Annotated in this window: 17 protein-coding genes; 7 read left to right on the plus strand and 10 right to left on the minus strand. The window is 38.0% G+C overall.

The window, feature by feature from the left end; genetic code table 11:
- The first annotated feature begins 66 nt into the window (after positions 1-66).
- The 4 genes from AC4MRQ_RS01900 to AC4MRQ_RS01915 all read left to right on the plus strand — a co-directional run bounded on the left by AC4MRQ_RS01900 (position 67) and on the right by AC4MRQ_RS01915 (position 5,511).
- A complete protein-coding gene (locus AC4MRQ_RS01900; RefSeq protein WP_491195940.1) occupies positions 67-2,295 on the plus strand; it encodes a RelA/SpoT family protein in 2,229 nt (742 codons plus the stop codon).
- A gap of 72 nt (positions 2,296-2,367) precedes the next feature.
- Positions 2,368-2,826 carry a Fur family transcriptional regulator gene (locus tag AC4MRQ_RS01905; RefSeq protein ID WP_491195941.1) on the plus strand — a complete coding sequence of 153 codons (459 nt, stop codon included), beginning with the start codon at positions 2,368-2,370 and terminating at the stop codon, positions 2,824-2,826.
- Between the two features lie 176 nt (positions 2,827-3,002).
- Entirely contained in the window at positions 3,003-4,268 is a 1,266-nt protein-coding gene (locus tag AC4MRQ_RS01910; protein ID WP_491195942.1) for an adenylosuccinate synthase, read from the plus strand.
- Positions 4,269-4,425: 157 nt separating this feature from the next.
- On the plus strand, positions 4,426-5,511 hold the full coding sequence (locus AC4MRQ_RS01915; RefSeq protein ID WP_491195943.1) for an alanine racemase: 1,086 nt from the start codon (positions 4,426-4,428) through the stop codon (positions 5,509-5,511).
- Here AC4MRQ_RS01915 and AC4MRQ_RS01920 read toward each other — a convergent pair.
- Positions 5,508-6,179: an ion channel gene (locus AC4MRQ_RS01920; RefSeq protein ID WP_491195944.1), complete on the minus strand. Its 672-nt coding sequence runs from the start codon at positions 6,177-6,179 to the stop codon at positions 5,508-5,510. The two genes, AC4MRQ_RS01915 and AC4MRQ_RS01920, sit on opposite strands and share 4 nt — an antisense overlap.
- Before the next feature lie 112 nt (positions 6,180-6,291).
- On the opposite strand from AC4MRQ_RS01920, the gene AC4MRQ_RS01925 reads away from it, so the two are divergent.
- Together AC4MRQ_RS01925 and AC4MRQ_RS01930 are read left to right on the plus strand one after the other, a co-directional pair.
- Positions 6,292-7,677, plus strand: a complete 1,386-nt coding sequence (locus AC4MRQ_RS01925; protein ID WP_491195945.1) for a hypothetical protein — start codon at positions 6,292-6,294, stop codon at positions 7,675-7,677.
- An 8-nt stretch (positions 7,678-7,685) separates the two neighbouring features.
- Positions 7,686-8,675 (plus strand): LPP20 family lipoprotein, encoded by a 990-nt coding sequence (locus AC4MRQ_RS01930; protein ID WP_491195946.1) that lies wholly within the window; start codon positions 7,686-7,688, stop codon positions 8,673-8,675.
- A gap of 236 nt (positions 8,676-8,911) precedes the next feature.
- Here AC4MRQ_RS01930 and AC4MRQ_RS01935 read toward each other — a convergent pair whose 3' ends face one another.
- Positions 8,912-9,475: a manganese efflux pump MntP gene (locus AC4MRQ_RS01935; RefSeq protein WP_491195947.1), complete on the minus strand. Its 564-nt coding sequence runs from the start codon at positions 9,473-9,475 to the stop codon at positions 8,912-8,914.
- A gap of 130 nt (positions 9,476-9,605) precedes the next feature.
- Complete coding sequence (locus AC4MRQ_RS01940) at positions 9,606-10,373, minus strand: carboxypeptidase-like regulatory domain-containing protein (RefSeq protein ID WP_491195948.1); 768 nt, start codon at positions 10,371-10,373, stop codon at positions 9,606-9,608.
- Positions 10,374-11,320: 947 nt separating this feature from the next.
- Between AC4MRQ_RS01940 and AC4MRQ_RS01945 the strand changes: the two genes are divergently transcribed.
- The gene (locus AC4MRQ_RS01945) at positions 11,321-12,859 is read left to right on the plus strand and encodes an AbgT family transporter (protein ID WP_491195949.1); all 1,539 of its coding nucleotides are present in this window, start codon (positions 11,321-11,323) and stop codon (positions 12,857-12,859) included.
- A 177-nt stretch (positions 12,860-13,036) separates the two neighbouring features.
- Here the strand turns inward: AC4MRQ_RS01945 and tnpA are convergent, their stop codons facing one another.
- The 7 genes from tnpA to AC4MRQ_RS01980 form a co-directional block, all read right to left on the minus strand.
- Positions 13,037-13,483: an IS200/IS605 family transposase gene (gene tnpA, locus AC4MRQ_RS01950; protein ID WP_491195950.1), complete on the minus strand. Its 447-nt coding sequence runs from the start codon at positions 13,481-13,483 to the stop codon at positions 13,037-13,039.
- 627 nt (positions 13,484-14,110) lie between these two features.
- Positions 14,111-14,890 (minus strand): LytR/AlgR family response regulator transcription factor, encoded by a 780-nt coding sequence (locus tag AC4MRQ_RS01955; protein ID WP_491195951.1) that lies wholly within the window; start codon positions 14,888-14,890, stop codon positions 14,111-14,113.
- Between the two features lie 12 nt (positions 14,891-14,902).
- On the minus strand, positions 14,903-15,997 hold the full coding sequence (locus tag AC4MRQ_RS01960) for a histidine kinase (RefSeq protein ID WP_491195952.1): 1,095 nt from the start codon (positions 15,995-15,997) through the stop codon (positions 14,903-14,905).
- A gap of 49 nt (positions 15,998-16,046) precedes the next feature.
- Positions 16,047-17,165, minus strand: a complete 1,119-nt coding sequence (locus AC4MRQ_RS01965) for a sensor histidine kinase (protein WP_491195953.1) — start codon at positions 17,163-17,165, stop codon at positions 16,047-16,049.
- A gap of 98 nt (positions 17,166-17,263) precedes the next feature.
- Positions 17,264-19,129, minus strand: a complete 1,866-nt coding sequence (locus tag AC4MRQ_RS01970; protein WP_491195954.1) for a hypothetical protein — start codon at positions 19,127-19,129, stop codon at positions 17,264-17,266.
- Positions 19,130-19,570: 441 nt separating this feature from the next.
- Entirely contained in the window at positions 19,571-20,572 is a 1,002-nt protein-coding gene (gene mgrA, locus AC4MRQ_RS01975; RefSeq protein ID WP_491195955.1) for an L-glyceraldehyde 3-phosphate reductase, read from the minus strand.
- A gap of 9 nt (positions 20,573-20,581) precedes the next feature.
- Positions 20,582-21,765, minus strand: a 1,184-nt coding sequence (locus AC4MRQ_RS01980; RefSeq protein ID WP_491195956.1) for a M64 family metallopeptidase, incomplete at its 5' end; no start/stop codon positions are given.

Genomic DNA, 21,765 nt, shown 5'->3' on the forward strand with positions numbered 1-21,765 from the left:
CAACTCATTAAACCCTTTGCTACAATCAAAGGAATTAAGTATTTTAGTTCGCTTTAACGAATACGCATGACTAAATCTGATTGGGAAGAAGAAGATAAAATGATTCGTGAGCAATTTAATGCTCTCATCGAGGCTTGTCCGCGCTGTCAGACACCAGAAAACAAAAAGCTGGTGACCAAAGCTTTTGAGTTAGCGCATGAAGCTCATTTGGGCATGCGTCGTAAATCAGGTGAGCCATATATTTTGCACCCAATTGAGGTAGCGCGTATTGCAGCTGAAGAGATCGGACTTGGAACTAAAGGAGTAGTAGCAGCCATATTGCACGATGTGGTTGAAGACACTGACTATACAGTCGAAGATCTACAAAACATCTTTGGTGAAAAGATAGCATCCATTGTTGGCGGTCTCACCAAACTGGAAGGTGCATTTGACCAATCTTCATCCATTCAGGCCGAAAACTTTAGAAAGTTGCTTCTTACAATGGTTGAAGATGTGCGGGTGATACTGATTAAGCTGGCTGACCGCCTGCATAATATGCGCACGCTTAAATCGATGCCGGAGCACAAACGCCTGAAAATTGCAGGAGAAACTCTCTACTTCTATGCGCCACTTGCACATCGTTTAGGACTTTATGCCATTAAAACTGAACTGGAAGATTTAAGTCTTAAATATGAACTGCCGCAAGTATTTAAGGACATCAATCAAAAGGTAAAAGTTAGTGAAGAACAACATGTTGAGTTCATTAACGATTTTAAAGCTCCGATAGAGAATCGTCTGCAAACCGAAGGTTATGAGTTTGATGTTGTAGGTCGACATAAATCTGTATACTCCATCTGGAGTAAGATGCAGAAAAAGGATCTACCGTTCGAAGAAATATATGACGTACTGGCCATCAGAGTGGTGTTTACGCCTAAAAGTCATTTGCCTGAAAAAACTCAGTGCTGGGCTATCTATTCCATGATTACTGATATTTACAAACCGAAACCGGATCGATTACGAGATTGGGTATCGACACCTAAAGCCAATGGATATGAAGCTTTGCACAGTACAGTAATGGGACCGGATGGTAAATGGGTTGAAATACAGATCCGTACTAAACGGATGGATGAAATAGCTGAGCGGGGCTTTGCTGCTCACTGGAAATATAAAGGGCAAAAGGAGAAAGAATCCGAATTGGATAAATGGCTTGAAATGATCAAGGAGTTGCTCGATAATCCGGATGCTGATTCTTTGGAATTTCTTGATGATTTTAAACTTAATCTTTTTGCTTCTGAAATCATGATTTTCACCCCTAAAGGTGAAGTTCGCGTATTACCCAAAGGATCAACAGCACTTGATTTTGCTTTTGAAATTCATACCGACATTGGTTATAAATGCATCGGGGCAAAAGTAAATTTCAAGCTGGTACCACTTAGTCATCAACTCAAGAGTGGAGACCAGGTTGAAATCATCACCTCGGAAAAGCAGCAGCCTAAATATGACTGGCTAAACTTCGTTACCACTGCTAAAGCCAAAACGCGTATCAAATACGCCTTTAAAGAAGAGCGAAAATCGATCATTGCCAAAGGTGAGAAGATATTGGAGGTTGAGTTACATAAAAAGAAACTCACTATTAATTCGCGTATTCTGAAGAAAATACTTGATTTTCATAAGATATCGAAACGAGACGAACTTTATTTTAAGATTGGTAAAGGCACCATCGAACTTAATAATCTTCACAAAATATTAAGCACTAAGTCGACCAATAAATGGATACGTTATTGGAAGCTGAACTTTGGAAAATCAATCGGTAAAAATACAACTGATAAAACAGAACAACCTACTAAGAAGAAACAAGTTGTTCTTTCAGATAATGAAGAACAAGACCAGTTTACGATTTCCGATTGTTGCAACCCAATCCCGGGAGATGACATCCTTGCCTTTATGGATGAAAACGATCAAATAATCCTGCACAGCAGAAAATGTCCGATAGCTCTAAAACTGATGTCGAGCCAGGGTAATCGAATTGTTTCGGCACAATGGGAATCCCATAAAATACTTTCCTACCTGGCGCTGATCAATTTATCGGGCATTGACCAAATGGGTATTGTGAGTAAAATCACTAAGGTTATATCTGAAGATCAGAACGTGAATATGCGTTCCATCAACATTGAAAGCCACGATGGTATTTTCGAAGGCAATATCTACCTGTACATACATAACACCGAGGATTTAAACAACCTCATTTTGAACATCATGAAGATCAAGGGAGTGCACAATGTAACCCGACAAGATCGCATTAAAGCTGATTTATAATAATTCTAAACAAGGTTTTTTTTATCTGTCTATTTTATTTATTTTTAGGCTCTATTTTAATTGAGACTACATATGAATAAGGTAGAAGCCAAAGATGTGGTAAAACAGTTATTCACTGAATACCTTCAGCGCAACGGGCACAGAAAAACTCCAGAGCGTTATGCGATTTTGGACGAGATATATAGTCGTGAAGGCCATTTTGATATTGAGTCGCTCTATATCTTCATGAAAAATAAAAACTACCGCGTCAGCAGGGCTACTTTGTACAATACCATTGATTTACTACTAGATTGTAAGTTGGTCATCAAGCATCAATTTGGTAAAAACATCGCTCAATTTGAAAAGGCATTTGAATCTAAACAGCACGATCACCTGATTTGTACTAATTGCGGAAAAGTTATTGAGTTTTGCGATCCGGGTATCCAAACCGTTTTAAACAACGCAGCCAACTTTAATGAGTTTTCAGTTTCGCATCACTCGCTTTATGTATATGGTACTTGTAAGGATTGTGAGACAACCAAAAACGAATAATATTATTCCTTAAAAAAACAGCTTATTACAATAGCTTTTAAAGGGATAATGTGTACTTTTACAAATCGGAATTCTGAGACAATCGGAAGTCCGATTTTTCATGTTAAGACACTGACAAATAGTGCTTAACATTTTATTAGTCGGCTTACAAAAGCATAAAATTAAAACAAAAGAGAATGAAGGTTGATGTTTTACTAGGACTCCAATGGGGGGACGAAGGCAAAGGAAAAGTTGTTGATGTGCTTACTCCTCAATACGATGTCATCACCCGTTTTCAGGGAGGTCCCAATGCAGGTCACACATTAGAATTTGATAATCTCAAACATGTGCTGCACAATATTCCATCAGGGATATTCCATAATGACAAAGCCAATATTGTTGGTAACGGAGTGGTACTCGACCCAATCACATTCAAACATGAAATCGACTCCTTAAAGGAAAAAGGATTCGACATTACCAAAAACCTTTATATCTCCAAAAAAGCACATTTAATTTTACCTACTCACCGTATTTTGGATGCTGCCTCAGAAGCATCGAAAGGTAAAACAAAAATTGGCTCAACCCTTAAAGGTATTGGTCCGACTTACATGGATAAAACCGGTCGCAACGGTCTTCGTGTGGGTGATATTCTTCATGACTTTGATGCTAAATATGCAGCATTAAAACAAAAGCATGTTAAAATGCTTGAGATGTATGATTTTGAATACAACATTGAAGAATTCGAAAAAGGACTCAAAGAAGGTATCGAAACGATTAAAAACTGCATCCTGATTGATAGTGAGCATGAGATTAATAAATACCTTAAAAATGGTAAATCAATCTTAGCTGAAGGAGCACAAGGAACATTACTTGACATCGATTTTGGATCATATCCATTTGTTACATCTTCCAACACAATTTGTGCCGGAGCTTGCACTGGTATGGGAGTTGCTCCAAATAAAATAGGCGAGGTTTACGGAATTTTTAAAGCTTACTGTACACGTGTTGGCAGCGGTCCGTTCCCTACTGAACTGTTCGACGAAACTGGTGAAGAGTTACGTAAAGCAGGTCACGAATTTGGCGCTACAACAGGTCGTCCTCGTCGTTGTGGATGGATTGACCTGGTTGCTCTTAAATACTCTGTGATGATTAACGGTGTTACTCAATTAATAATGACCAAGGGTGATGTACTTAGCAACTTTGAAACCATTAAAGCGGCAACTGCTTATAAATTACCAGATGGAAGCATCACTGAAGAGTTCCCATTCGAATTAACTGACGAAGTGGAACCTATATATGAAGAGCTAAAAGGTTGGAAAGATGATTTGACAGGATTAAAATCAGAAGATCAATTTCCACAAGAATTGAAAGACTACATTGCTTACCTTGAGAAGCAATTAGAGGTGCCAATTAAGATTGTTTCGGTTGGTCCTGACAGGGAACAAACAATTGTCAGAAAGTAATACAATCCATAAGAATATTATAAAACCGGTTCATAGAGCCGGTTTTTCTGTTTTATGGATCATACCTTCCTACATATTTTTATAACTGCTGATACCATATCATGAAAGTTTTCATAGCATAGGTTTCAATAGCTATATTTGTTCAAAACACTTAAAGATGCTTATACAACCTACTTTATTACTCGACAAAGCTAAATGCATGGCCAACATTGAACGCATGGCTGCTAAAGCTAAAAGTGCCAATGTGATTTTCCGACCACATTTTAAAACGCACCAATCGGCGGAAGTTGGAAACTGGTTCAAAGAATATGAAGTGGATTGCATCACAGTTTCTTCGGTTAAAATGGCTGTTTATTTTGCCGAAAATGGTTGGAAAGACATCACCATTGCGTTTCCTGCAAATATTCTAGAATGGTCAACCATCAATACTTTAGCTGAAAAAATCAATCTTAATATTGTGGTTGAATCGATCGAAACAATCACATATCTCGAAAAACACCTGACCTCACCGGTTGGTACATATATCAAAACCGATACCGGTTATGGGCGAACTGGAGTTAGTGCTGAGGATTATGAAAGTTTGCAAGCCCTTTTAAAAGTGCTCAAGAACTGCAAGAACCTCATCTTTATCGGATTTCTTTGTCATGCCGGCCATACTTATAGCGCAAAGTCTAAGGATGAGATATTGCAAATAATGGAAACTTCACGTCAGCAACTTTTAGCACTCAAAACATTTATGTCCAGTGATTTTCCGCTTATCCAAATATCTTATGGCGACACTCCCTCCTGCTCTATTTCTGGCAATTATGATGGATTCGATGAAATAAGACCGGGAAATTTTGTTTTCTATGATGCTACCCAGGCACATTTAGGTTCCTGTACCGAAAATGATATTGCTGTTGCTATGGCTTGTCCGGTGGTGGCTAAGCACAAGGATCGACTGGAAGTTGTGATTCATGGCGGTGGTGTTCATTTTTCAAAAGATTCGCTTACTGTTAATGGTCAAACCAATTTTGGTAAAGTTGTTGCGCTTACTGAAAATAAGTGGGATAGTAATAAACACCTGGGCTATATAAGTAAGTTATCGCAGGAGCACGGTATTATTACCATGTCTCAACATAATTTTGACCAGGTAAATATTGGTGACATGGTTGCTATCCTGCCTGTTCACTCGTGCCTGACGGCCAACTTAATGAAAGAATATCTGACCACAGATGAGAAAAGTATTACAATGCTACGCTAATGCCTAGTGTTACCGCTTAGTAAGCGCCCAACCAATAGAGCCATAATAATCACGAGGTAGAACTGTCCGCATAAAGTGATCAATAACGCCAGTGATTTTGCTGTAGGCGTAACAGGCAAAAGATCACCATAGCCCAAAGTTGTCATAGATACAAAAGTGTAATAAAACGAATCGTACACATGACTGACGGATGTATCGGTTGAGAAACTAAATGCACCGGCAAACTCTGACGACATCATATTCACCAAAATACCAAAACCGACACCGATCAGTAAGTAACCATTGATGGCCTCAATAAACACCATACTTGTAACATCCTCTTTTCTGGATAACTGTCTGACAAACCTAAAAACGCGCATTAAGAAGAAAACTACCAGCCATAAAGTTGACAGATAATGGATGCCTTCCAGATTGGCTACACCAGTAATCCAGATAGCTACGATGGCAATCAACACCTGGATCAAAACTTTTGGCTTGTTATCTTCACTGGTGGCATAGGTCGAAACAATAACAATAAGCGTTATAAATATCTCAAATAGCCTGAATCGAATGAAAGTTGTAACAATGGGTAAGCCAAAAATGGTAAATGACAATAAAATTAACAGGCCCCAGTTACTCATTAATTGTTTCAGATCCTGTCGTTTAAAAATGCTTTTTATTAGTCCCATAGGTTTGTTTAAAGGTGGTCATTATTACAAATCTAAATTAATCTGCAATAAATCGGAACACTTTTTGTTTATTCACGTTCAATAGCTCAAAATTGAATAACTCAGATCATCTATGAAACAACTACTACCAATTCTTATTGGCCTATTCTTATTGTCTGCCTGTGCCAGTAAGCGCAATTATAATAAAGCTCAGAAATTTGACGAGGCAGGACTGTATACAGATGCCGCTGCTCTATACTTTAAATCACTGAAAGCCAACAAAAACAATATCGATGCAAAACTTGGCTTGCAACGTACCGGTCAATTAGTTTTGGAAGATAAAGTTGAAGCATTTCAGGCCCTATATAATAATGGGACAGCGAAAGATGCTGTGTACTCATACCTCGAAGCCGAGAGTTATTTCAAGCAATTGTCAGCTTTAGGTGTTAAGCTGATTATGTCGGAAGAGCAAAAGGAATACTACCTGGAGGTGAAGGATAAATACCTCGATATTCTATATCAGCAAGCAACCAAAGCTTTGTCGCTGGAAGAGTTTAAAAATGCAGAAACGCAATTTGCCGAGATCATCAAAATAGACAAGAATTTTAAAGATGCGCAAACTCAATGGATTATTGCTAAATATGAACCTGTATATCGTCATGGTAATCAGTTGATGGAAACCCAGATGTTCAGGAGTGCCTATGCTGATTTCAGTACTATCAATAAAGCCACTAAAGGTTATAAAAACAGCATTGATCTACAGGCAACTTGCTTAAATAATGCGCAGGTAACCATAGCCATCTTGCCATTCGATTATAAGTACCGCAGTGCCCGAAGCTATACTGTATCGATGAAAGAAAAGATCATAGGTGAACTGTCACAAATTAAATCGCCATTTTACCAGGTGATCAGTGACGAAGCAATTACTTCGGTTCCTGACTGGTCGCGTACTAAAGATCAGAGCCTGGCGCTGAAATTTGCCAAGCAGCAAGGTGTACATTTTGAAGCTAAAAGTATTTTCTCGGCCAGGATTGATAAATATGTGAAAAAACAAGGTCACCTGAATAAGCAGGAAAAGCGCGGATACCTGAAACAATTGGTTGAAGTTGAAAATCCTGAAACCAAGCTTAAAGAAATTAAAACGAAATATACGAAGGTTCGCTACTATGAGTATACCCAGGAGAACAGTGTGGTTATTTCGTTGAGCTACGGACTCGATCGGGTTGATATCGACCAAAAGGCTTTTGCAGATACTTATTATGGCGAGAAAAAGGACAAAGTTCATTACGCCAGTTTTGAAGGAGATTACGAACACCTTGTAGCAGGCACCTGGAAATACATCGATAAAGAATCTTCGGAAGATCAGATTTATGATTCAAACGAATCGAACAAACGCTTGCAGGCTTTATTTGCCAATAAAAAAGAATTACAATCGATAGCCTCATTAGAGAATGAATTGCTTAGTGCCTGTGCTCAGCATGTATCGAATAATGTTATCGAGTACCAACCAGAAAATTAATACCTGACATGCATAAATTGATCACAATATGCCTGTGCATTTCATTTTTAGTGAGTTGCAACTCTAAAAAGAAAGAAGCTGAATTGCTGGAACTCACCAAACCGGAATGGCTTAAAAACCGACCTGTTTCCAATAGTTATTTCTATGGTATCGGCACTACTCCCAAGCAAGGTGGTGTAGTTTATTACAAAGAAAGGTCAAAAGAAAAGGCACTGGCTGATTTATCGAAACAAATTAATACCCAGATTAAAAGCGAGCAAAGCCTCTATCGAATGGAAGATAACAGTGGTGTGTATGAATATATGCAAAGCCGACTAAGGGCCACGTCCAATGAGTTTTTAGAGGGTTATGAGTATGTGGACGACTGGGAAGATCTGAATTATTATTATACGTTTTACCGATTGTCGAAAAGTGAGTTTTACGCGATAAAAGCGCAACGTAAGGAAGAGGCCTTAAAATTGTCCCTGTCAAAATACCAACAAGCCCAAAAAGCACAGCAACTCAATGACCTGCTTTTAGCACTGGAACAATACGCTGCAGCCATCGATGCCATCAGTGGTTACTTAAACGAGCAAACCAGCATAGATACTCCTGAAGGATCCATTGATTTATACGAAGTAAGTAAAGATGCTATTGCTGATATTATTGCATCGCTTAAACTTAGTTTTCAGCCTGAAAAGATTGAAGCCAAAGCCAATACTAAGCTTAACGAAGGTCACTCGATGCTTTTGGTTAAGAGTGGTTCAGAGATCGTGCAAGGTATACCTGTGCGCTTTAATTACAGTGGTGGTTTCCTAAGCACTGATAAATTTAAAAGCGATCTGAAAGGGCAAGTGAAATGCCCGGAGCTTAACATTACCAATAAGCAGGAAACGCTCAAAGCCAGCATCGACCTGAAAACGCTAAGCCGCAACCTCACCAAAAATCTGATTGTTCGCCAGATCATTGGCAAACAAAAACCAGCAACAGCTAGTTTAATGATTGAGGTAATTAAGTAGATTATTAGACAATAGACTTAAGATATTAGACTGGTTTGCACGGTGCTGTGTGTTCGAACCAAACGGGCACTTATTTGCATCTACAATTATCGAATTTTTGTAATGTATGAATATAAAAGAACCATGTGGTTTTTCGCGTGGTTTTGCTTTATTGTAATACCTGTATAACTGCTAGGAAAGCAGGATGACTAACTAACTATTTTGTCCAATAAATTTAAGGACATGTATCTATGCCTTTAAAGAAGAATGTGTTCCACTAATATTTTTACACCTATACCTATTAATACCAAGCCACCGAAGATTTCAATTCCCTTATTAATTCTATTTCCCAGTTTTTCTCCGACAAAAACCCCAATGCTTGAAAATAAAAAAGTTGTAGAACCTATGATTAACATGGCAAGCCAGATATTAATCTCAATTAATCCGAACCCAATGCCAAGTATCAGTGCATCAATACTTGTTGCGATTGCCATTCCTACTAACAATAAGTTTTTGGTAGGATTAGAGTTGGTTTCTATTTCACCATCATTTTTTATCCCATCGTAAACCAGTTTTCCACCAATACCTAACAATAAAACAAATGCAACCCAATGGTCATAATTTTCAATTATACTTTTGAAACTACTGCCAATAAGCCAACCAATAAAGGGCATTGTACCTTGAAAGAGTGCCATAAATGCAGCAACTTTTAATACATGCCTTATTCTGATGTTTTTTGCACAGGCACCTGTAGTTATACTTGCAGCCAGACTGTCGATTGATAAACCAACTCCAATTAATGTAAGCGAAAGCAAATTCATACTAAAGAATTAAAACAGCCGCAAATAACAATAAAACTCTCCTGACTTCCATAAGAAATTCCTTCTTTTTCTTTGCCCTTAAAAACCTAGCACCGCTGGGCTACGTTTCTTACATTTTCACCAAACCTTTTTATTTTATTCTCCTTACAAAAGCTTCACCTTTTCCAGTTTCATTTGTCTCTTTTGAATTAAGAGTGACTGATATAAAATCATATTCTGAATCAGTATTTTTTGATTTTTCAGGTTTTAGTATCTGTACAGTGTATCCGTACATATTAAAGCCCCGTGCATATTCTGTTATTTTGTTTATTCCTACAATCTCCGATTTCACACCATTTACTTCAATCACTAATTCTTCTGGTGAAATACTTTCAGGAGAAATGTTAATCAATTTTTTTGAACTGTCTAATAAGCTCTCTGTTTGGTTTGCCGTTTCAAACTCTTTCTTATTTACCTCTTGTTCAGATGCAAATTGCAGTGTTTTTGATAAACTCATTGGTCTGAAATAAACCATATAAGTTTCTTGTGGAGTAACTTGAGGTTCAAAAACATTAATCCCATATATTTCCATACGGTCATATTGAGGATTTATAGTGATATCTTTATGAACAGGAACATTCCATGTCCAATACTCAAGTCTATTTACACGATATTCAGGCAATTTAATTGCGTATAAACAATAATAATCTCCTTCTTTAACTTTCAAAGAATAGTTTCCATCCTTATCTGATAAGGTTTCATAGATATTTTCAAAGGCCTTGTTTCTTAATCTTATTGTAACACTATCTAATGGTTGCCCATTAAAATCTGTTACTTTTCCACTAACCGAGTAATGAACATCTTTCTCACAAGATGTCAGAAGTAGTATCAGTGTACCCAGTAATAATAGTTTTCTCATTTTATTCTATTTTGTAATCGCTCTAAATGTTTGGTAACCATTCGCTGGCTAGGATTTCCAATTTGTCTATCCCCCCGCTGGCGCGGATTTGTAATCCGTGCCTTTTTACTTTTACCTCATTCTCATTTCAACAGGCAAAACAGCATATTTCCGATTAACAAATACTAAAATATATTTTTCGAATGAAAACATCTGCGCTTCTTGATCAAGAAATAGCATTTGTTGATCAAGAAAACAAATAAAGGGATAATTGACTTTTAACGGATCACTTACCCTAGATTAGACAGTAAGAAGCCGGTACTTTGTCTGAAAACTCAGAGGCCCCATTCTGAAAAATCAGAGTACTAATTCTAAAAAGTCAGAGTGGTAATTCTGAAAGATTAGAGTGGTAACTATAAAAAATCAGAATTCGAACTCTAAAATTTTAGAATAGAAACATACGCAGCGAGCGCGCATTTGCAACCTATATCTCACAATTAATAACAAGTACATTCAATTAGCCTTTCTTGTACAACTAATACTAGCTGGTTCTTTGTAGAAATTTCTGCAGCCTAAGGCAGAAAAGTCCGCAGGCATATGCAGAAGACACCTGCAGCATAATGCAGAATATTCTGCAGGTATACGCAGAAAAATCTGTGGCCTCACACAGAAAAATCTGTAGCCTCACACGGAAAATCCTGTGGCTCCCCACGGAAAATTCTGTGAGATCAGATTACTCTGCTGTTAAAACTGTATTTAGCTGCTCTTTCCGTGGACCAGTCAATAGTACAAATGCATTGGTAAACCGCATCACTACTTTAAAGTCACAATCACCAAGTGTTAGGCTAGTGTTATTGTAGACCAGATAAAAGTATCTATAGGCCATCCACGCATGTTGTATAGCACTTTCGATCAAAAGTGTGTGCAGTCTTTTTTTTATATTTTCGCCCACTTAAAACATTTATGTTATGGGCACGGCCGTTAAAAAGAAGAAGAAATCATTTATTGACATATTTCTGAATGGGGTTGAACGAGTTGGAAATATCCTGCCACACCCGGCTTTATTGTTTGGGATATTCGCCGTTATTGTTTTACTCTTTTCCGGCTTGTTTGCCTGGTTAGGTGCCAATGCTGCACACCCAGCAACAGGTGAATCCATTGAGGTTATTAATCTTATCTCGGTTAACGGACTAAGACGTATACTCACCGAGATGGTGAAGAACTTTACCGGCTTTGCTCCAATGGGTATTGTTGTGGTGGCTATGCTGGGTATTGGCCTGGCCGAGAAATCGGATTTAATCGGTGCCCTCATCCGTAAACTGGTTCTGGCAGCTCCCAAAGGATTGCTCACCTTCGTGATTATTTTGGCCGGTGTAATCTCCAATATCGCTTCCAGTGTGGGTTATGTATTACTGGTGCCCCTTGGTGGTGTTATTTTCCTGGTAGCCAAGCGTCATCCAATTGTAGGAATGGCAGCTGCTTTCGCAGGTGTTTCGGGTGGTTTTAGTGCCAACCTTATTATTGGTACCATCGATCCGTTGTTAGCCGGATTAACTGAAGAAGCGGCTCGCATTGTCGATCCAAGTTACACTGTCAACCCTGTTAGCAACTGGTATTTTATGGTAGTATCAACCTTTATGGTGGCTCTGGTCGGAACCTGGGTGACTGAGAAAATTATTGCTCCACGTTTTGGTGAATACGAAGGCGAAGTGTCAGAAGAAGAAACACGTTTGGATGAATTATCGGCTAAGGAAAGGAAAGGTTTACGCTGGGTAGGTTTCACCTCTCTCGCATTTTTGTCCATTATTGCCTGGGGATTGATTCCATCAGAAGGCTTTTTACGAGGTGCCGACGGACAGCTATTAACATCTCCATTATTAAAAGGCGTGGTAGCCGTATTGTTTATTTGGGCCGGAACCTGTGGTATTGTATATGGACGCATTACCGGCAGCCTTAAAACAGATAAAGACGTGATGGGTGCCATGGGCGAAGCAGCTAAATCGCTTGGGCCATACCTGGTACTGGTATTTTTTGCGGCTCAATTTGTAGCCTATTTTAACTGGAGTAACCTGGGTTTGGTATTGGCCGTTAACGGAGCCAATTTCATCAACGATCTAAACTTGCCTTTGATACCATTAATGCTTTTATTCGCCCTGTTTTGTGGTATGATCAATCTGGTAATGGGCAGTGCATCGGCTAAATGGGCTTTGCTGGCACCAATATTTGTTCCGATGTTTATGATGTTAGGTTATTCACCCGAATTAACACAAGTGGTATATCGTATTGGTGATAGCGCCACTAACATTATCTCGCCTATGATGAGTTTCTTTGCACTTATCATCGTTTATTTCCAGAAGTATGACGAAAAAGCGGGTATCGGTACTATTGTATCCACCATGCTACCATACTCCATGGTGTTCCTGTTCTCATGGATGATATTATTGGCCATTTGGTTATTAAGTGGCTTCCCATTAGGTCCAACAGGTGTGTTGCATTATAATATGTAGTATGTATCTCAATATATTACGGATCGCATCTTTATTTACAGTTTGTGATAAAGATGCGATCCCTAAATTTCCAAATTAAGTTGGAATTAATCCTGGCCTGAATAATTTACACATGATAGCACAGGTTGAATGTCTGTCAGAATTACAATATCTTAATCAAGTATGTAGGCGGGTACATTAATCCCAAACATATGCTTCATCATACTTGATATTGTATTGTTTGAAAAACTCACGTAGCTCATCCTTGTATGATACTTTTTGATGATGTATTGCCTGATTTAAAATGTATTTCTTAACTGCCTCAACTTTACTGGCACTTACCGAGAAAATCCCATAGCCATCCTGCCAGAAAAAATTTGGAACACCATTTTCTTTCATCCATTTTGATGATGCAGATTTAACTTTTGATACCATCGAGGCAATACTTAAAATTCGTGGCAAAGTGCATAATATATGCAGATGATCTGGATTGGCATAAATTGCATCGGTGTATGATCTTAATTCTGCAAGTGTACCAACCATATAGGCACATAAACGAGAATCGATCGAATTATCTATTAAGGCTTCGGCATGTTTAGTTGAGAAAATCAGGTGAACGTATACCTGCGATAATGATTGGGGCATATAGATTGGAATTGGTTAATACCAAATCAAGTTATGAAATATTCAGATAAATTGTCAGATATGAAGTTTCCTGTGTAGTAGGAATTTATTTTAAGGCCTCATTTTTTATGTATCGCTCTTTCAGAGCTTTTGGTTTGTTTTCTGATTAAGATAGGCCTTCGATCTATCCTGTTATGTAGCGCACCTTCAGTGCTTCCTTCGCCAAGGGAAAATCTTATAAAAGGATCGCATCTTTATCTGTAATTTGTGACTAAAGATGCGATCCGTAAACCTTTCAAATTAAATTGGACTTAAGATGACCTTGATATATTGCCTGTAAAGCAAGTACATAATAGCACAGGTTGAAGAGCTTGAATGTTGAAAACAATCAAGATCGAAGGCCTGTGATTTACACACAATAAACAACGAGTGCCGAAGGCACGACACATTATAACTGGATATCAGAGAAATAAAATTCAATCCCTCGAAAACACTTCAATTTGTATCATCCTATTACTACCCCCCTTCATCACGCGTCCCAACTCTTCGGGAAGGGGGAAACCCAATATGCAAAACGGATCGCATCTTTATTTACAATATGTAGTAAAGATGCGATCCGTTTTTCTATCTGTAATAATACCCTAACAATTAAATCCCCGAACCGCTAAACCAATTTTTAAAGTGTGATACCTTCTCGCGACTGACGATCACCTCGCGATCGAACTCTTGTTCAAACTGTATTTTCAAACGGCTGTTGGAGTGTACCAGAACATCCTGAATATGATTGATATTCACAATAAAGGAGCGACTGATGCGATAAAATGTAGCCGGATTAAGTAGTTCTTCCAACTCCTCCAGTTTGTAGTCGATAATATAACGATTGCCTTTTGATGTCCAGATAAAGGCATTGCGGCCTTCGGCATAAAACAATACAATTTTATCAGAAGTTACCGATTTAATCCGTTCTCCTAACTTCACCATAAAACGCTCTTTATAAGTTTTACGGTAATGGAGCAATGCCTCGTTTAACTCTTCCAGTTTAATTCGCTGACTGGCCGATGACAGATTCTCACGCATGCTTTCCAGTTTCTCCATGCTGCGAAACAAATCATCGTAAACCAGTGGTTTAAGCAAATAGTCGATACTATTCACCTTAAATGCCTGGATGGCATATTCGTTATAAGCCGTTGTGAAAATCACCGGCAGATTCAATTGTGTTTTATTAAAAATCTCAAAACTTAATCCATCCGACAAGTGAATATCCATAAATACCAGGTCAGCTGAATTTACAGGATTTAAAAACCACTCAACGCTTGATGCTATTGAGTCCAGCTCTCCAACCACTTCAATGGAGCTATCGTAGCGTTTTAAAAGGTGCTTTAGGTTTTCAACGGCAGGTTTCTCATCTTCTATTATTAGTACTCTCATATTTGGTTTAGATTATTCTTCCTCTATTTCAAACAGAGGGATGTTGATGTGTATTTGTTGATTATGGTGGGTTATCTCCAGTTGTTTGTTATCGTTAAAAAACGAATATGCTTTGTTGATCAGGGATAAATTCCAGATATTTTCCCCATTAAGTCCGATCCTCGGATTATGGTTGCAAATAAATAACAGTCCCTCTTTCTTTTGTTTGAGCTCTATCTGTAATGGTTGGAACTCATTGACGATAGATCTGTTAACCAATTCCTGAACCAGCGATGAAATAGTACAGGGAATAATCTGTCTGCTTAACCACTCTTTGGGCAGTTGGTGATTAAATCGGATAGTTTGCTTATGCTTGATATTCAGTAAATGCAGTAATGACGATGTTAATTCCAGCTCCTTATCCAGTTCTACTAACTCAACATGTCGGTTATCCAGATTATAACGATAGATTTTTGACAGATGGTTAATAAACTGTTCGGCCATTCGTGGTTGAGTGTGCACAATTGAAATCAGGTTTTCCAAACCATCATAAAGCAGTTGGGGATTAATCTGCATCTTAAATTTCTCAAGATCCGACTCCATCCCCTTTCTTAATTCTTTTTCCTGTTTGTAATGTATCTGCTTATGAACAGCCATAAACGAAGTGCTGACATGAATAATTCCATATAAGATGGCCACCACACCGTAAACTCCATTGAACACGATCAGCTCGGTATTGAAGTCAGTAATTATCAACACAAAGGAAAAATAAACACTTACCAGGATACTGATAACAACAATGGATATCAGTAAGCTTATCAGCGGAATTAAAACAATACGGAACGAATGATTAACACCTTTATCTGCAATCTTATCTTCATCATTATCAGCAACCTTTGCCAACAAGGGATACCGCTTGTCAATAAAACTTAGCACAAGCCGGAGTATACCTAACAAAACAAAAGTCAGGAACACGGTCACCGCTACCTCCTGACTAAAGAAATTGGAACTGAACTGATTAAGGGTATCAAATACCAATAATATCAAAATATAAACTACCACTCCAATTGGGAATGGTAGCAAAAACTTTAGCCACTTTTGTTGTTTACTCTCTATTAGTGTCTTCATCTCCTCAAAACCAGTCAATACTCAAAAGCATCGCACTGTTTATTATTCATTAATAATTAATGACCTTTTTATTTAAAAGCAACGGCAGAACAACTGAGAACGATTCATCTTTCGTTATTTCAACCTCCTTACGCGTAAAATAAGCATAGCGTTTTTTAATATTTTCAAGACCTATTTTATGCGATACATGCCTTTCAGGCTTTTTCACCAATTGGTTATCCACCTCAATAAAACCAGGCTTACGTTCAAAGTTATTAAGCACCTCAATATCGTGTTGTGAATTTGACCGGATACATATCTTTAATGGTTTATCCTCTGAAAAATGATTATGCTTCACCGCATTTTCTACCAATAATTGCAACGTCATTGGTGGAATATAGCTTCCAGCACTTACTTTGTCAAGTTGAATATCCAGCTCCATTGCCTTTTCAAATCGTATTTGCAATAGGAAGTAATAGGCCCTGATAAAATCAACTTCTTTGCTAACAGATACCAATTCTTTTTGGTGACTGTTTAATATATAGGTAAATGTTTGTGCAAAGCGGCGAATAAATCCTTCTGTTGTTGAGGCATCACGGTGTATCAACGAAGCAATTGTATTTAAGGTATTAAACAGGTAGTGAGGACTTAACTGACTTTTGAGAATTTCATATTGCAGTTTAAGGCGTTCACGTACCATCTTTTCACTTTCAATATTGGCCTGTATAAAACTCGTAAACGAGTACTGGTACAGGTTAACCATGATGAATACCATATTGGTTAAAAGAAAAATGATGAAGAACTTAATGGTGGCATCTCCTTTCTCGTCCATAAACATGGCAAACGAAATGTTTTCATATTTAATAGCAATTAAAAGCTTCACACAAAGCCACAAGAAAACAGCAGCTACAATGGTATTAATCACAAACTGAATTAGAAACCGTGACGGCATACCTTTAATCCATGGATAATACACATTGAGAGCTCTCGCCACCAGCGTTAAGATCCCAAATATTAACCAGGAGCTCAGTGTGAAAAATGATAACGAATCGACATGCGATGCTAAAACAGGCAAAGCTCCGTTTTCGCTATAATACAAATACAGGAAAGCCAACACACCATATAGCGTGCTGACCAAAATCTGTGTTAACAGTTTTTTAGATGAATATAATTGGGTGTTGGTCGTCATGGTAACACTAAGTTATACCAATAATTTAAAATTCAAACAGTCACCTGTTTGTAAAAAAGATGAAATAGTCTTATAACTATTTCATCTTCAAGTATTATTTAGTCCAGGGTTCTAAGAACCCTGTTCTTTTCGTATTCAGACTCCAGGTCTTTCGCCAACGATTTAAAGATATAAGTCGTTGATGAGTTATTTTGATTGATATGCTTACTCAGGCGAACCAATACTGCTGCACGCTCAACATCTACATCAATCTGCTGGGTTGCTTCTATCACCTTGGCTGACAGGTTATCACTCATGGATGGACTGTCAATTACGTAGCGCAATAACTCTTCGATGGTACTGTTTTGATCCATCCGGTTAATCAGACGGAAAAACTGGTTATAATTATTTTCCGACAATGGAAACTGAGCTATCACCTCGCGCATAACAGCACCTGCTCCATGCTGAAAATCGCCAACCAATCGGTCCAATGTACGCAATAATCGATACATGGCTGCTTCTTCCAGTTTGTTTTTATTAAGCAGGTCAAGCATCACATTGTACATTTCCATTTCGCTATCCAGTCCGTTCAATGTTTCAAAATAAGCATCAACCACTTCCTCATCATTTATAAACAGACGATTGGCTTTTCTTAAAATCAGTCCGCGCTGACTGTTGGATGAGATACCTCGGGCTGTTTTAAGATAATTGATTAGCGAAGCCTTGTCACCTTTTCTTGATCCTGATTCCAATGCAGCATCCAACAAAGCAGTGGTAATTTCCCCTTTCAAAATGTAATAGCTATCCGACATGTTATCCAATACATCTCTGAACTCATCCATTACCTCTTCATCTTTTGGCATATAGTTAATCAAGTATAGTAAAACGGCTCCTTTTTCCCGTTCCGACGAAAACTCATCAATAGCCTGCAGCATACTAATCCAGCTATTATTGGAAAGTTTTGCTGTTTTCACCAGGTGCTTAATCACATTTCCTTTTTCCGAATTGATTTCCATATCTTCAATGATATCAAAATATGCCTTGCGGATCTCGAAATCGTCGGTATAGTATTTATTAAAAATACGTAAGGTTGAGCCTCTCTCTGTATTATAACTATGTGTGGAGGTAGCTTCAAGTACAGCTGCCAATTGCGCGGTATTCAAGTCATAATTCTCAAGAATAAACCTTACCAATGAACCTTTTGTACTGTTGGAGCTTATTTCTTCTATCTCTTCCAATACCGGAATTATATCTCTATCCTTTAAGCGGTTATCAAACACTAAGGTTTTAAGAAAAGTATTTTTAGAGGCAGAACGTCCTGAGCTATAGGAGAAAGTTCTGATCTCAAAAACATTGGAATAAGTATAAGACGTTCTTCCTGAAGGTAAATCTTCCATGGCTTCCAATACACCAGAAAGGCCCTTACTCTCATATAAATGACGCACACGCGACTCTACTCCTAAATCACTTCGTTTCACAATATCCGGCAAGATTTCGCCTAACCACTTTTTCCCTTCAGGATTGAAAGCCGTTTCAGTTTTTCCTACAAAGTATTCATAAGTGATGGTACCTTTATCATCGGCATGAATAAACAATCGACGGTTATTTCCGAATGAAGTCTTGTTAATTTCAACAAAACCATTGGCTGAGATTCCGGTAATCATCTTATTATCTTCGGTTATTTCAATGACTCCTTTGTATTTAAGATCAAAGGGAAAATCAGATGTATTGACAGATATCTCCTTGTCTTTTTTGAAGTCGGCAATAGTAACCTTATAATCATCTCTTACCTTATAATACTCGTCCTTAATCTCAGCGTATTGCTTAACAATTCGAGCTTTTACTTTTTTTATTTCCCGTTCACTTTGCCTGATACTTTTTGTGATTTCATCAGCTAAAGCAAACTGTGAGAAAGACATAGTCATAAGCAGTGTGCTAAAGAGGACCATGTATTTCTTAATGCCGTGTGTATAATTCGTTCTCATAGGTTTATATTTAGTTGTTCATATACTTTTTGACAATACAATAATAAAACATGTATTCCCCTAAGAAAAACGAAAAGTATTGAGTTGTCAGAATGATGTAGTGAAATGTTGAAGAAATGAATTGACCTCAATTTAAAATAGTGTTTTAGACAAAGGGCAGTGTTAATGAAGATTCAAGACGCAAGACATAAGAATCAAAGCTTGCTCCGCGTTAACGTAGACGATTCTCTTGGTGCAAAAATTATCCTTATGCAGGCATGTTTATTTTCTTACGTATATAAATTTTCTTCGACACGTATGGAAATAATTTTACACACGTATGCAATTTTTTTCCTTACGTGTGTAAATATTTTTTCTCACGTATATAAATCTTGTCCTTCTGTGTGATTTCAACTTTTCCAAAGTTTTCAAACTTTGGAAAAGATCATCTATCTGTACCAATCAATCTTTTAAAACAGGCAAACAAACCTCATCTATTCGATTGAGTTCTTCTGAAGTAAAAGATAAGTTATCCAAGGCTTTTAGGTTGTTGTTTAACTGTTGCACCGATGAAGCACCCACCAACACCGAAGTCACAGTGTTATGATCCAGAAGCCAGGCAATAGCCATTTGCGCCAATGACTGATCACGTGATTGAGCCATTTCATTTAAAGCAATAATTGCATTACGCTTGGTATCAGTCAAAGCCGATTCCTTCAGGAAATGGGCTTTGGCCATTCGTGAATCTGCCGGAATATCTTTCAAGTAACGATCAGTTAATAATCCCTGAGCCAATGGTGAAAACGGAATACATCCAATGCCCCTTTTATCCAATACTGAAAGTAATCCATCCTCTACCCAACGGTCAAACATGTTATAACGCGGCTGGTGAATCAGGCATGGTGTTCCCAATTCACGCAAGATAGATTCAGCTTTTTGAGTTTGCTCAGCACTGTAATTAGACAATCCAACATACAAAGCTTTGCCCTGACGAACAATCAGATCCAACGCTGCCATTGTTTCTTCCATCGGTGTATCAGGATCAGGTCTATGGTGATAGAAAATATCCACATAGTCAAGTCCCATCCTTTTCAAACTTTGATTCAAGCTTGCTACCAAGTACTTTTTAGAGCCCCATTCGCCATATGGTCCTTCCCACATAAAATAACCGGCTTTAGTCGAAATAACCAATTCATCCCTATACGATTTCAGATCGTCTTTCAATACTTTGCCAAAGGTTTCTTCGGCTGATCCAGGTACAGGACCATAATTATTTGCCAAATCAAAGTGGGTGATCCCTTTATCGAAAGCATGTAGTAATATGCTTCGGGCATTACTAAAAACATCCTCCGAACCAAAGTTATGCCATAATCCCAATGAAAGGGCTGATAATTTCAATCCACTCCTTCCACAACGCTGATACAGCATCGATTCATATCGTCTTTCTGAAGCTTTATATTCCATATACCTTAATTATTTGCTGACAAACTCAATCATTTTACCAATGGCTTCCTGACAAGCCGGACAAAAACCCTTGGCCTCATTTGTTTTCATCCTGCAATTAACCGCCGGACGATAAACTCCTTTCTCAACATAACCACCTCCTTCAAAAACTCCTAATTCCATCTCATATTTCTTATCAACAGGTGTAGGAATCGGCGTCTCTTCTTCCATCAGGTGTCTCCACTTACTATCAAAGTTAACCAATGTAGTTATATTTGGTTGCCAGGGTTCAACATTTAAGTCGAAGAAATTTTGATAAGCTACATCAGAAGTACAGTATTCGTCCGCCAGGCCGCCAAAACCATGTCCGATTTCATGTAACATCACCTCTTTTGCCATTGGATGGTCAGATGTTCCAATTGAAAAATGATTGTAAATACCGCCACCTCCGTACTTCTTTGAATTAACCAAAACACAAATGTGGTCATATGGAGCACAAGCTGCAATATCACGAATAGAGATAACATCAGTTGCCTCAAGATAACGCTCAATATAAAAAGTATTGAACGATGAATTAATTGCCGTACTTAGCCATTCATCCTTTCTTGGGTTACTGGTGCCTGAATTTTCCGAAGGTGAACAAACGGCCCAAAAGTTAATTTTATCAGCGTGTTGTTTATAGGGTTCGTATGACAAAATATAATCAGCCATGCTTTTAACATCCGTTTTGAATTTATCCATCTCATCAAGCGTGTAACCTTCAGCAATAAATGTAAAATCCACATTATCTGCCGGCTCTCCATTGTCTATAACTTTTACAACTTCATATTCAGGTACAGCAGTTTTGCGTATATTCTGATCCGTCGGATCTATAGCCATGGTTAATAAATTCTTATAAGTACCATCTTTTTTTCGTTCATCCAGCTTAAACACTACCTCATTTTTAGGGTACGGAAAAGTGACGGTTTGGTAAAACGCTTTATTAAGTACTTTAGCCTCTTCAGTAGTGCGCCATTCTTCAAATAATGTACAAAAGCCACGAGAATAAATTGTCGCATTACTTTCCATATCAACAAGCTTAAAATGGTACTCGCCATATCCTAAGGAATCAATAAGATTAGTTAGGGAACCACCCCAGATTGGTTCTTGTTTTACTTCCAGCAGATAAGCATGTTGTACAGATTTGTTACCTGCCAAAACCAAATCTAAACGCA

The organism is Carboxylicivirga sp. (assembly GCF_982718395.1).